Origin of the sequence: Hymenobacter sp. NBH84 (assembly GCF_014217645.1) — a bacterium.
GTDB lineage: Bacteria > Bacteroidota > Bacteroidia > Cytophagales > Hymenobacteraceae > Hymenobacter > Hymenobacter profundi.
In genome coordinates, this window is record NZ_CP043644.1 from 2,038,185 (window position 1) to 2,052,064 (window position 13,880).

Genomic DNA, 13,880 nt, shown 5'->3' on the forward strand with positions numbered 1-13,880 from the left:
ACGTTACTTTTGTATACCGTCTGTTTAGCTACTATGCCACCCACCTTCCGCATCTACTCTTCTTCTGCCGGTTCTGGCAAAACCTACCAGCTTACCAAAGAATATTTAAAGCTGGCGCTCGGTGCCGAAGACGCGGCGTACTTCAAAAGCATTCTGGCCATCACCTTCACCAACGATGCGGCGGGCGAGATGAAGGAGCGTATTATTGGGGCCTTGCGGCGCTTCGCCTACCCCAACGCCAGCGGCAAAGAAGATACGCTGCTGCGCGATATAGCTACCGAGCTGGCCGTGGAAGGCAAACTACCGCTCCGCGCCGACACGCCCCAGGAGCAACAACAGGAGCTGCGGCGGCGGGCAGCAGCCACGTTCCGGTTGGTGCTCTATCACTACGCCGATTTCGCGGTGAGCACCATCGACTCGTTTGTGCAGCGTATAGTGCAAGCCTTTACGCGGGAGTTGGGGTTGCCCGCGGCCTTCGAGGTAGAGCTGGATGGCGAAGCCGTACTGCAAAGCGCCGTGGCCTTGCTACTGGACAAAGTGAATCGCGACCCTAACAGCAAGCTATTGGCCCGTTCTCTGGCCGACTATGCCCTGAGCAAGGCAGAGGAAGGCCGGAGCTGGAATACCCTACCCGAGGAGCTGGTGCAGTTTGGGCAATTCCTGCTCTCCGAGCCGGTGCACGAGGCCGTGGCGCAGTTGCAGCAGCTCACGTTGCAGGACTACCGTCGCCTGCACGAAAACCTGCGCAAGCGGCGGGAGGAAATTGAGCAAGAGTTTCGGGCGGTGAGTATGCGGGCGCTGGCGGCGCTGGATGCCGCCGGCGTAACGGAAGCGGACCTCTACCAAGGAAAGAGCGGCATTATTGGCTATGTGACGCGCTGGGAAGAACGCCTCCTACCCGACAAAGAAGCTAACAGCTACGTGCGGGCGACCGTGGAGCAGGATAAATGGTACAGCGGCAAAGTGAAAACCGCCGCCGACAAGCAGCGTGTGGATGCCGCAAAACCCGACCTTACGGCAGCCTACCAAGAGTTGGAGGACTTGCGCGCCCGCCTCCTACCCGACTATCTGCTGGTGTTGGGCATGATGCCCTACATCTTCCACGTATCACTGCTGAGTGAACTGAACAAGGCCGTGGACCAGCTCAGCCGAGAGCGAAATGTGGTCCTGATTGCTGAGTTCAACCGGCGTATTGCCAACATCGTGCTCCGCGAGCCGGTGCCGTTTCTGTACGAGCGCCTAGGCGAACGGTATCAGCACCTGCTGATCGATGAGTTTCAGGACACCTCTGTATTGCAGTGGAATAACCTGCTGCCGCTGGTAGAAAACGCTGTGGCCAACGGTAATCTTTCCCTGGCCGTGGGCGACGCGAAACAGGCCATTTACCGCTGGCGGGGCGGCGAGATGGAGCAGATTCTGCGCCTCTATAAAAACGAAACCGAGCACCTCTATGGCCGTGTGGCCAACGAAGAGTTGCGCGACCTGCTGCAAAGCCGCTACTACACGCTGGACGGGGCATTGCAGGCGAAAAACTTGAATACTAATTACCGCTCGGCTCCGGAAATCATTTCGTTTAACAATGATTTTTTTGGGCATATCAGCGACACGCATCCGCAGCTGCCGCTGGTGCAAAGTATTTATGATGAGGATTTTCGGCAGGAGGCGCCGCATCGGTTGCCAGCCTCTCAGTCTGCGGAAAACGAAGGGGGTGAGGCTATCGTCGAACTCCTTCTAACCCACGACGATGCCCCTCACCCTACCCTACCCGAGCAGCTGCTGAGCTATGACGAAAGCACGCTCTACCTCACGCTGCAACTCGTAGAAGAAGCACTGCAACAGGGCTTCCGGCAGCAGGATGTAGCCGTGTTGTGTCGCCGTCGCGATCAGAGTCGCCGGGTAGCGAAGTTCTTAAAAGAGCGTGGCTACGACATTATTTCCGCCGACTCTCTTTCTCTGGAATTTGCGGAGGTGGTGAACTTGCTGGTGGCGGTGTACCGCGTGCTGAACCAGCCGGCCGATACGCTGGCCAAAGCGGAAGCTTTGTTGCTGGTAGACAAAGTGGTGCGCGGTTTGGCACCTACCCCGGTCCGTGCCCGACACATTGCCGAGGTAGCCAATGTGCCCGATGCCCTACCCTTTTTCGACGAGCTGCGGGCCCTAGGCTTCGATTTGCAGGAGCGCGAAACCGGCAACTTGGGCCTCTACGAATTGACGGAACGCCTGATTAGCACGTTTGGCCTGCTGGCCCGCGAGGGGGAAAGCGAATACCTGTTCCGGTTTCTGGATTTGACGCTGGAGTTCAGCCTGCGCCACGGCAACAACCTCAACAACTTCCTAGCCTACTGGCAGCAGAAAAAAAGCGCGCTGAGCATCAACGCGCCGGCCGGGCGCGATGCCATTACCATCACTACTGTGCACAAGGCCAAGGGCTTGGCTTATGGGGTAGTGATTGTGCCCTTCGCCGATTGGAGCCTGACGCCTCATCGCAACACCCTACTCTGGGGCCGCCTACCCGACGAGGCCAAACCCATGGCCGAGATGCCCCCTGTGGCCGTGGTGCCCCAGGTGCAGGCTTTGCAGCGCACGGCCCTGGCCGGACAGTACGCCGAGGAGCTGGAAAAAACTTTTCTCGAAGGACTGAATATGCTGTACGTGGCCCTCACGCGCCCGAAGCATCGCCTCTACCTCATCAGTCGCCAGCCTAAAAAGAAAGCCGGTAGTAAAGCGGAAGATCCGGAAATCGACCTCACCGAATCCGCCAAAAACGTGGCCGAACTGCTGCACCGCTACCTCATGGCGCAGGGCGAGTACGACGCCGAGCAACTTCGTTATTCACTGGCAGTAAATAAGTTGTCCGTCGTGGATGATGAGCTACCAGCTCACACCAAACAACTTTCCGCTAATAGGCCGGTAGCGAATACCGCGCAGCACTCAATGGGTAACTGGCAACTCACCAACCTCAGCAGTACGCCCTGGGAAGAACGCTTGCGCCTGCGCCGACACGCCAATACGGTTTTCGACTTTGATGCCCAACAGGTGCAGCAGGAGTGGAACCGCAAGCTGCACTACGCCCTGCGCCGCACCCTATACGCCGCCGACGTAGACCGCGTGGCGGGTCAGTTGGTGGCCGAGGGGCTTATCAGCACCAAAGAGCGGCCAGAGCTGCTTGAGAAACTGCACCAGGTGGTAGAGCATTCGCAACTGGCGCACTATTTCAGCGCGGCGGTGCAGCCCGAAACGGAGCGCGAGATTCTGGTAGGTGGCACCCGGCGCCAGGAATACAAGCCCGACCGGGTGGTGTTCGACGCAGCCCAGCCCAACCGCGTGACGCTGCTTGACTTTAAAGTGCCGCCGCCCGAGCCGCGCCACCGCCACCAGCTGGCTCGCTACGCAGACCTGTTCCGGCAGTTGGGCTTCACCGATGTACAGTGCGTGTTATACTACTTCGATACGCAGGAAATAGTGACGTTTTAGCGCGCTGTGGCCGGCCGAATTCTACGCGGCCGGCCACTTTGCCTACCTTCGCGGCGCACTCTCCTCTCCGTTGTTATGGCTGCTTCTACTCATCGCCCAGCTGCGCTGGGCTTTATCTTCGTGACGCTGCTGCTCGATGTGGTGGGCATTGGCATCATCATCCCTGTCATGCCGAAGCTGATTGAGCAACTGAGTCACGGCACCCTAAGCGACGCGGCCCGCATTGGCGGCTGGATGACGTTTGCTTACTCGGGCATGCAATTCCTGTTTGCGCCGGTGCTGGGCAACCTCTCCGACCGCTATGGGCGGCGGCCAGTGCTGCTGTTCTCGTTGCTCGGCTTCGGGCTCGACTACCTGTTTCTAGCCTTCGCGCCCAGCATTACGTGGCTGTTTGTAGGGCGCGTTATTTCGGGCATCACGGGGGCCAGTTTCACCACGGCCTCGGCCTACATTGCCGACATCAGCACACCCGAGAAACGGGCGCAGAACTTTGGTCTGGTGGGCGCCGCGTTTGGGGTAGGCTTTATCCTGGGCCCTACCATTGGCGGGGCGTTAGGTCAATTTGGCGCCCGCATCCCTTTTCTGACGGCTGCGGCCTTGTCGTTGCTGAACTGGCTCTACGGCTACTTCATCCTGCCCGAATCCCTACCCCTGGACCAACGCCGACCCTTCGAGCTACGCCGGGCCAATCCTGTCGGTTCCCTTCTCAGCCTCAAGCGTTACCCCGTCATTGCCGGGCTGGTAGGCTCCCTGATTTTTCTGTACGTCGCCAGCCACGCCACGCAGAGCACCTGGCCTTATTATACCATGCTGAAGTTCAACTGGAACGAGGCCTGGGTAGGCTATTCGCTGGGGTTCATTGGGTTGCTCACGGCCATTGTGCAGGGTGGCCTTATTCGGGTGGTGAATCCTCGATTGGGCAACAAGCGCTCCGTGTATGTAGGCTTCTCGCTCTACCTGGTGGGCTTCGTGTTGTTTGCTTTTGCGCCTAAAACCTGGATGCTGTTTGCCGCTATGGTGCCGTATTGTATGGGCGGTATTGCCGGACCCGCTTTGCAGGGCATCATCTCGGGGCAGGTGCCGGGCAACCAGCAGGGCGAGCTACAAGGCGGCCTTACCAGCCTGATCAGCGCTACTGCCATCGTGGGGCCGCCCTTCATGACCAATCTTTTCTACTACTTCACCAGTCCGAAGGCGCCGGTGCAGTTTCCGGGGGCACCCTTTTTGGCTGGGGCTTTCTTAGTGCTAATCAGCGTACTATTAGCTGCTCGTTCATTGGCTACCTATGTGCAGCCTACCCATGAGCCCGCGCCTGAGATAGTCATAGGGCACTAGGGGAAGGAGGTTACAGCGGTTGCCGTTTACCCCACCCCCGGCCCCTCCCCTCCGGGAGAGGGGTGCCAGACGAGGGGTATTCCAGAACGCACCCCTCTCCCGGAGGGGAGGGGCCGGGGGTGGGGTCATGCCGTTTTCTTACCGCCAAACAGGTTCTTAGCAGCCTTCACCGCTTCTGGCATTGCCAACGCCAATGCCGCCATCGCTGCCACCGATGAAGCTTGGCAGTAGAAGCACAGGGCTTTATTTTCTTTCCATTCTTCCCGCGCTAAGGAAAGGTTAGTTACCACATCTACCACTGTTTTCACGCCCATTGCTACGGGTAGCCACGGCGTAGTAGTGGCCCGCTCCATGCCCCCGGCGGCGGCCAGAGTAGCCGTGAGGGCGCCGGTTATCATCATGGGCGCGGCATCGGGCGTGTCGAGGCGCTTGTAGCCGTAGTCGGAGGCGTCTACTTTATCGGAGTCGAAGATATCCAGGGGCGGATCGGGCAGGTGCTTGATGATGCCGGTCTGGTAGAGGGTCACGATTTGGCCGGCGGCCACCGTCACCAGCGACAGACCAATGATCCAGCGGCGGCGCTTCAGATCGGGGCTCTGGCCGTTGCGCAACTCGTGGCTTAGTTGGGTAGGATTCATAAGGAAAAACTAGGGTAAACGTTCTATCCACAGTACGCGCCGAAGGGGGTTTAGTTAAGCCCCAGCCCAAACCGCTTTCCTGAGCGGCGGTATCTTTTCGTTGTGTTTCAGAGTATCTTGTGCTAAAGCCTTTTCTCGTTATGGAAGCTGATGTTACCCTTCTCGTCAACGGTCGGCAGCACACGGTGCGCGTCGATCCGGCCACGCCCCTACTCTACGTACTGCGCGACCAATTGCAGCTCAACGGCCCCAAGTTTGGCTGCGGATTGATGCAGTGCGGCGCCTGCATGGTGATGCTCGACGACGTGGCCTGGCCAAGCTGTCAGCTGCCCGTGCACGACGTAACGGGCGGCATCCGCATCACTACCCTCGAAGGCTTAGTGAAGCCCGATGGCACCCTGCACCCCGTGCAACAGGCCTTTGTAGACGAGCAGGCCGCCCAGTGCGGCTTCTGCCTCAACGGCATGGTGATGTCGACGGTGGCGACCCTGCAGCAGTACCCGCAGGCCGACGAAGAGACCATCCGCAACGGCATGATGCGCGTGCTCTGCCGCTGCTGCGTGCAGCACCGCGCCATCCGAGCCGCGCAGAAGGTAGTGACAGCCAATAAAAAACCGTGATTTTGATGTATCGCAGCGAAGAACGTCAGCTGCGAGAACGTCATTTCGACCAGCGGGAGAAATCTCGCCTGCTCCTGGTAATTTCTTGACGATTGGATTAGCACTGCACGCGAGATTTCTCCCGCTGGTCGAAATGACGTTCTATTTATATCCTCTGTTTTTATTCCACCCTACCCTACTATGCCTACCTCCCGCCGTCACTTCCTCCAAACCACTGGCTGCCTCACCATTGGTTTTTCCCTGCTTGGCCCTACATGGGCAAAGGCCGCTACTGAAGCCGCCGACGAGCTACCTGGCAGCCTTGGCGACTACCCCCGCATCGATTCCTGGCTGGAGGTGCTGGCCGATGGCCGCGTGCGGGTGCTGACGGGTAAGATTGAGCTGGGTCAAGGCATTCGGATAGCCGTAGCACAAATGGCTGCGGAAGAACTGAACCTGCCTCTGAACCGTGTGGAGGTAGTTCTGGCCGAAACCGGCCGTACGCCCAATGAGGGCTACACCGCTGGCAGCGGTTCCATTGAAAACAGCGCCACAGCTGTGCGCTACGCCGCTGCTGCCGCCCGCCAGAAGCTGTTGACGCTAGCTGCTACCCAGTTGCAGGCGCGGGCATTTCAACTGAAAACGCAAAACGGCATGGTGACAGCACCCAACGGCCAGACGCGCACCTTTGCTCAACTCCTTAGCGGCCAGCAGCTCACCGACGAAGTGCGCTTACCCGTAGTCCTCAAGCCCAAAGCCGAGTATCAATATGTAGGCAAGGCAGTGCCGCGCCCCGAAATAGAGCGCATGGTGCGCGCCCAGGAATACTACGTGCAGGATCTACGCTTTCCGGGCATGTTGCACGCCCGCGTGCTGCGGCCGTTCAACTACGACTCCAAGCTGGTTCAGTTTGATGAGAAAGAGCTGAAGCGCGCCGTGCCAGGCTTGGCGAAGGCCGTGGTGAACGGCAGCTTCGTGGGCCTGCTGGCCGAGCGCGAGTACGACGCCAAGTTAGCGCAGGATTGGGGCAAGCTGCACGTCCGCTGGACGGAGGGCAGGGCGCTGCCGGCCGGGCAGCCGCTGAAAGATTACCTCCGTACCCTGCCCAACACGCCTAAGCGCGTGCAGGACAAGGGCACGCCCACCGATGCCCCTACCCTGCGCGCTAGCTACTACAAGCCCTACCTCATGCACGGCTCCATCGGGCCGAGTTGCGCCGTGGCCCGCTACGACGACACCCAGCGCCGCCTGGAGGTGTGGACGCACAGCCAGGGCGTGTACCCTCTGCGCGAAGCGCTGGCCGACCTGCTGAAGATGCCCACCGATAACATCCACGTGAAAGGCGTGCCTGGCTCGGGCTGCTACGGCCACAACGGCGCCGACGATGTGGCCGCCGATGCGGCGCTGCTGGCTGTGGCCACGCCCGGCCGCCACGTGCGCGTGCAGTGGGCCCGCGAGGACGAGCACTGCTGGGAACCCTACGGCTCGGCCATGATGCTGGACTTGGCTGCCCGCCTCGACCCCGCCACCGGCCGCCTCACGCATTGGCACCAGCAAGTCTGGACCGACACGCACAGCAACCGCCCCGGCGGCAATGCCGATAAACTCCTACCCGCCCAGTACTTGGCCCAGCCGCGCCGCCCGGTAGACAACGGAGCCACCGACCCCAGCGCGGGTGGTTACCGCAACGCCGACCCGCTATACGACATCCCCAACCTGCGCGTGGACGCGTATTTCTTCCAGGGGCCGCTGCGCGTGTCGGCCCTGCGCGGCCTGGGCGCGTACGGCAATGTGTTTGCTATTGAATCCTTTATGGATGAGCTGGCTGAGAAATCCGGCCTCGACGCCTGGGATTTTCGGCTGCGCAACTTGCAGGACAAGCGGGCCATTGCCGTGGTAGAGCGCGCCCGCGCTATTGCTCGCCAGCAGCAAACGGGCGAAAACGAGGGCCTGGGGTTTGCGTTTGCGCAGTACAAAAACAAAGCGGCCTACGTGGCGGTGGTGGCCAAAGTCAGCATTCACGAGGAGGGTACGCCCTATCGTCCGCAATTATGGGCCGTGATTGATGCGGGCGAGGTTATCAACCTTGATGGCCTGAAAAACCAGACGGAAGGTGGTATGATTCAGTCAGCTAGTTGGGCGCTGATGGAGGAAGTGAAGTTTGACCGGCACCAAGTGCGCAGCCGTCACTGGGAGGCCTACCCCATCTTTCACTTCGACGAGATTCCGTACGTGGATGTGACGGTAATCGACCGGCCCACCGAGCCGCCGTTGGGTGCGGGCGAGGCCGCGCAAGGCCCTACGGCCGCGGCGCTGGCTAATGCCGTGTACCGCGCCACCGGCAAACGCGTGCGCGAATTGCCCCTACGACCCGAAAAACTGACACGTAAAGCGTAACTTTCTCGCTTAACGAGCATTGACTTGTCGTTTTCTTCCATAAACGAATATAAAAATGTACCTTCACTTATAAGTCCCGATTTTTTCATTCAGTTGCTTATGAATCGTTCTGGCCTTCTGCAATACTCTCTCTGGCCGGATACTGCCTTGCTCGATGCAGTGCAGACGGGCAATGAAGGTGCGTTTGAGGAAGTGTATAAGCGCTACTGCTACCGGCTCTTCACGATGGCCTACCGCAAGCTTAAGAGTAGGGAGGTGGCCGAGGAGCTGGTGCAGGACCTATTTGCCACCCTTTGGACCAAGCGCGCCGAGGGGCATATTCAGCATCTGGAATCCTACCTGTTCTCGGCCCTGCGCTACCGTATTATCAATTATGTGAAGTCGCAACGGGTGCGGGATGGGTACGCGCTATACTGCCGCATAGCACAGTCAGACGCAACCCATAACACCGAGGAGCAGTTGGCGCAACAAGACCTAAACACTGCCCTGAAAGCCAGCCTTGACCGCCTACCTGAAAAGTCGCGGGAGGTGTTTCGGTTGAGTCGCCTGGAGCACCACACGGTACCCGAAATTTCCGGCCGCCTGCATCTATCGGAGAAGGCCATCGAGTACCACATCACCAAGTCGCTGAAGCTGCTGCGCGGCTACTTACAGGATTTTTTGCTGGTTACCTGGCCCTTATTAGTTTGGTTTACCAAAATTTAAACCGCTGTATTATATATACTTAGTGATTATTCACTGTTATTTTTCAAAAAAACACAACCTTATTTTAGGGGTACCGAGCAGTTTGTTGACTTAGTAGATAGAAGCACTACTCTACTCTTGCCCGAAATCGTGACGGAAGCCGAATTTCAACTGCTACTACAACGCTACCTCGATGGCCTCTGCACGCCCCAGGAACGGGTAGCAGTGGAGCAGTGGTACGACCGCCTGGAAGAATCGGAGGGGATGCAGTTGCCCGGACAGAACCAGGAAGCAGTGGAAGACGCCATCTGGCATCGATTAGCTACCCAGAACATTCCGGTGGCCGCCGAGGCAAAAGTGGTGCGGCACCCCGCCGCTTGGTGGCAGGCCCCTACCCTGCGCATAGCCGCGGCCCTGGTGCTAGTTGCCGTAGCATTGGCCCTACTCTGGCCCGCCGTGCGCCGCACCTGGGCTCCTGAAGCTCCCATTGCCGTGACCGTAACCAATGGCTGGACGAAGCAAACCAACACTTCGCAACATCCTCTGGCCGTGCGCCTACCCGATAATAGCCGCGTTACGCTGCATCCTGGTAGCAGCCTGCGCTACCAGGATGCGTTGGCCGGTGCCCGGCGGGAGGTGCACTTGGTAGGCGAAGCCTATTTTCAGGTTAGCAAAAATCCCCAGCGGCCCTTTCTGGTGTTCACCAACCAGGTGGTAACCACAGTATTAGGCACCAGCTTTCGGGTGAAAGCCTATCACAATGCGGCGCAGGCATCGGTGTCGGTGCGCGAGGGCAAGGTGGCCGTGCAAACCCGTGCAGATGCCGATTTGTCGGCTACGCCCAAGCGCCCGGCAGCAGCGGGTGTACTGTTGCTACCCAATCAGCAGGCGGTATACTCCGCGGCCAAACGGCAATTTACGAAGGAGTTAGTGTCGCAACCGGCCGTGCTGGTGCCGCAGCCCTTCGAGTTTGAAGAGCGCCCGGTGGCGGAAGTTCTCGCTGCCCTGGAAAAAGCCTACGGCGTTGATATTGTGTACGACCGGGCCACCCTAGCGCACTGCACGGTGAGCATCACGTTCTACAACGAGCCCCTGTTTGGCAAGCTCAATTTGCTATGCAAGTCATTGGGTGCCAATTACTCAATTTCTGATGCACAGATTCTACTCCACAGCAACGGCTGCCAGCTAGCACCGGCCAGCTAGCACTTTGTCTAGTACGTTTTCACTTTCATTTTTTCCAACACATGCTCCCTTACCCTCACCGCTAACCCCCACCTACCTACCCATTTTCACTATTCCTATGAAAAATTCTGTACACCTTCCACCATTGGTCGGGTATTGCTTACGCGTGCTGCTGTTGCTGGCAGTGCTGGGCGGCGGACTGCCCGGCCGGGCAATTGCCCATTCGCAGCCTATGCAGGCGGTGCTCGAGAAAAAAATCACGCTGAAAGTTGAAGCGCAAACCATTAAGGCTACCCTAAGCCAGATTGCGCGACACTACAACGTGCGCTTTGTGTATAGCCAACAATTGGTGAAAGCCGAGCGCAAAGTGAGCTTACGCGTGCAGGACGAGCCCCTGTCTGCGGTGCTCGACGAGCTGCTGGCTCCCCTCAAAATTCAGTATGATGTGGATGAGGACCGCGTGGTATTGCGCGTGCTTTCTAAGCCCACATCTGCAATCGATTCCAACGTAGGCAATACCCGTGCAAACGTTTCCGCGTCTAAAGCACCGCCCGTATTGGGGCGCGTGGTAGATGCCAACGGGGCCGGGCTGCCGGGCGTTTCGGTGGTGGTGAAGGGTACTACTACCGGCACCAGCACCGACGCAGAAGGCAACTTCTCGCTGCAAGCCCCCGAGGGTAGCACCCTCACGTTCAGCTTTGTAGGCTATGTGCGCCAGGAAGTAGCCGTGGCCGATGCCGGCGGCAACCTCACCATCACGCTCCGCGAGGACGTGAAAGCGCTGGAAGAAGTAGTGGTGGTAGGCTACGGCACCCAGCAGAAGGCGGAGGTGACCGGTGCCTTGAACACGGTATCGGCAAAGGCGCTGGAAAACCGACCGGTAACCAACGTGTCGCAGGCGTTGCAGGGCACTGCGCCCAACCTGACCATCCAGCAGAGCAGCGCCGAGCCGGGCGCGGGCCTCAACATCAACATCCGGGGGGTAGGCACGCTGGGCAACTCCTCACCGCTGATCATTGTGGACGGCATTGCTGGCTCACTTAACTCTCTCAACCCCAACGATATTGAGAGCGTTACGGTGCTGAAAGACGCTGCCTCGGCGGCCATCTACGGTTCGCGGGGTGCTAATGGCGTGTTGCTGGTGACCACCAAGAAAGGCGCCCTCAACCAAAAGCCCGTGGTGACCTACAATACCCTCGTGGGCTTGCAGACGCCTACCTTCCTGCGCCGGCCGGTAACGGGCCTGGAGTTTATGCAGCTCAAGAACGAGGCCCTGATCAACTCGGGCCAATCCCCGCAGTTCTCGCCTCAGCAGATCCGCGAACAGGTTGCCCGGGGTGATAATGAGTGGTATCTGGACGCAGTGCTGAAAAAGCAGGCGTTGCAGCAAAACCACAACCTGAGTCTGAGCGGTGGCTCAGGCAAGACACGCTACTTGGTGTCGCTGGGCTACGTGGACCAAAACAGCCTGTTTGTGGGCGACAACTACGGTTACAAGCGCCTGAACGCCCGCCTGAACCTGAATACGCAGGTGACGGATAAGCTGTCGGTAGGCGCTATTCTGGCCTATGCGCGCGTGAACAGAAAAGAGCACGCCTACGGCACCGACTGGATTATTGGCGACGCCGTGCGCATTCCCGTTATCTACCCCGTGCAAGATTCGGCTGGCAACTATTTGACGGCCCCTACCTCTACTGCTAACCCCGTGAACCGCTTGCGCAATGGCGGCCAGCGCACTTTTGCCGACGACAACGGCTACGCAAACCTGAATGCGGAGTACGAAATCATCAAAGGCCTGAAACTACGTGGCCTAGTGGGCGGCGACCTGTGGAACTACCGCATGGACGAGTTTCGGCGCAGCTTGCAGTACGTGACCCCCGACGGCTCGCCTACTTCTGGTGGCGACGGCAACAACGCCGTTACGAATCGCACGCAGCGTACCCTGCTCACCAACTACCAGACTACTCTTAATTACGAGCACCTGTTTGCCGACAAGCACGATGTGAAGGCATTGGTAGGCTATTCCAGTGAGCATTTCAACGATGACCGATCTGGTATTGCTGTTATCAACATCCCCGGCAACGACTTCGGGGTGATTAGCAACGGCACCACCTACACCGGCATTTCGGACCCCAGTGGCGGCTTCCACCCCAACGGCACCTACGGCAACAACGAGCAGTGGGCGCTGAACTCGGTATTTGGGCGCTTGAACTATGCTTTTGCCGGCAAATACCTCATCGAGGGTAGCTTCCGCTACGATGGCTCGTCGCGCTTTGCCAGCGACAAGCGTTGGGGCTTCTTCCCGTCGGTGTCGGTAGGCTGGCGGCCCCTGGAAGAAAACTTCCTGGACTTCCTGCAACCCATGTTTAGCGACCTGAAAGTGCGTGGCTCTATCGGGCAACTCGGCAACCAGAACATTGGTCTGTATCGCTACTTGAGCACGATTAGCACGGCACCGGGCGCGTATGCATTCGGCAACCAGCCGGTAGCCGGCGTCAATTTCAACACTGCTAACCGCGACATCACCTGGGAAACGGCTACCATGGGCAACGTGGGGGTAGACGTAGCCTTTCTACAGAATGCCCTGTCGGTTAGCTTTGACTACTTCGACAAGCGTACCAACGACATTCTGATTGACCTGCCCGTGGCCGGAGCTTTTGGGGCTGGTGCCCCTACCCAGAACGCGGCTAGCGTGCAGAACCAGGGCTGGGAAGTATCGGCGACCTACCGCCTGAATACCGCCCGCGGTTTCAACCAGACCCTGACGCTGAACGCAGCCGATACCCGCAACCTGGTACGGGACACGAAGGGCGTGGAAACCATCCGGGGTGGCGACGCCACCAACATCATCCGCGAGGGCTACCCCATCAACTCCTACTTCGGCTACCGCACCGACGGGTTTTACCAGAACACGGAAGAAATTGCCAATGGCCCCAAGCCAGCCTTTGTGACGCCTGGTAGCCTGCGCCCCGGCGACATCCGCTACGTGGACCGCAACGGCGACGGCGTGATCAACCAGGATGACCGCTACGTGCTGGGCAATCCATTTCCGCGCCTGACGTTTGGCGCGAACTACACGGCCACCTACAAGGGCTTCGACCTGGTGGTGTTTGTGCAAGGGGTAGGCCGTCGTAATCTGTACATCCGTGGTGAGGGTGTGGAAGCGTTCCACAACAACTGGGAGAACGTGTACAAGCAGCACCTCGACCGGTGGACGCCTACCAACACCGATGCCTCCTACCCTCGCTTGACCGTGGGCACAGCCTCTACCAACAACAACCAGGGCTCCAACTACTGGCTGCGCAACGGAGCCTACGCTCGCCTCAAAAACGTGCAGTTGGGCTACACCCTACCCTCAGCTCTTACCTCCAAAGCAGGTATTCAGCAGCTGCGTGTGTTTGTATCGGGCCAGGACTTGTTCACCATCACGCACTTGCGTGACATCGGCTTCGACCCCGAAATCTCGGAGTTCAGCGAGAGCGTGGGCCTGGGCGGTGGCGTAGGCAGCAGCGGCCGCGTGTACCCCAGCGTACGCGTAACCACGCTGGGCCTCACGGTTTCTTTCTAACGA

The 13,880-nt window shown here is 59.0% G+C and carries 8 protein-coding genes; 7 read left to right on the forward strand and 1 reads right to left on the reverse strand.

The genetic code is table 11. The features are described from left to right. The first annotated feature begins 33 nt into the window (after positions 1-33). Together F1C16_RS08615 and F1C16_RS08620 are read left to right on the forward strand one after the other, a co-directional pair. Positions 34-3,474: an exodeoxyribonuclease V subunit beta gene (locus tag F1C16_RS08615; RefSeq protein ID WP_185283916.1), complete on the forward strand. Its 3,441-nt coding sequence runs from the start codon at positions 34-36 to the stop codon at positions 3,472-3,474. Positions 3,475-3,549: 75 nt separating this feature from the next. Beyond that, positions 3,550-4,809 (forward strand): TCR/Tet family MFS transporter, encoded by a 1,260-nt coding sequence (locus F1C16_RS08620; RefSeq protein ID WP_185283917.1) that lies wholly within the window; start codon positions 3,550-3,552, stop codon positions 4,807-4,809. A 125-nt stretch (positions 4,810-4,934) separates the two neighbouring features. On the opposite strand, the gene F1C16_RS08625 is transcribed toward F1C16_RS08620, so the two are convergent. Then, positions 4,935-5,447: a vitamin K epoxide reductase family protein gene (locus F1C16_RS08625; RefSeq protein WP_185283918.1), complete on the reverse strand. Its 513-nt coding sequence runs from the start codon at positions 5,445-5,447 to the stop codon at positions 4,935-4,937. 140 nt (positions 5,448-5,587) lie between these two features. Here F1C16_RS08625 and F1C16_RS08630 point away from each other — a divergent pair, with 140 nt between their 5' ends. The 5 genes from F1C16_RS08630 (at position 5,588) to F1C16_RS08650 (ending at position 13,877) form a co-directional block, all read left to right on the forward strand. After that, complete coding sequence (locus tag F1C16_RS08630; protein ID WP_185283919.1) at positions 5,588-6,067, forward strand: (2Fe-2S)-binding protein; 480 nt, start codon at positions 5,588-5,590, stop codon at positions 6,065-6,067. 180 nt (positions 6,068-6,247) lie between these two features. Beyond that, positions 6,248-8,443, forward strand: coding sequence for a molybdopterin cofactor-binding domain-containing protein (locus F1C16_RS08635; protein ID WP_185283920.1), 2,196 nt, complete (start codon positions 6,248-6,250; stop codon positions 8,441-8,443). A gap of 99 nt (positions 8,444-8,542) precedes the next feature. Beyond that, positions 8,543-9,148, forward strand: coding sequence for an RNA polymerase sigma-70 factor (locus F1C16_RS08640; RefSeq protein WP_185283921.1), 606 nt, complete (start codon positions 8,543-8,545; stop codon positions 9,146-9,148). A gap of 129 nt (positions 9,149-9,277) precedes the next feature. Next, a complete protein-coding gene (locus F1C16_RS08645; RefSeq protein ID WP_185283922.1) occupies positions 9,278-10,330 on the forward strand; it encodes a FecR family protein in 1,053 nt (350 codons plus the stop codon). A 97-nt stretch (positions 10,331-10,427) separates the two neighbouring features. Then, on the forward strand, positions 10,428-13,877 hold the full coding sequence (locus tag F1C16_RS08650; protein WP_185283923.1) for a TonB-dependent receptor: 3,450 nt from the start codon (positions 10,428-10,430) through the stop codon (positions 13,875-13,877). Positions 13,878-13,880 lie beyond the last annotated feature (3 nt).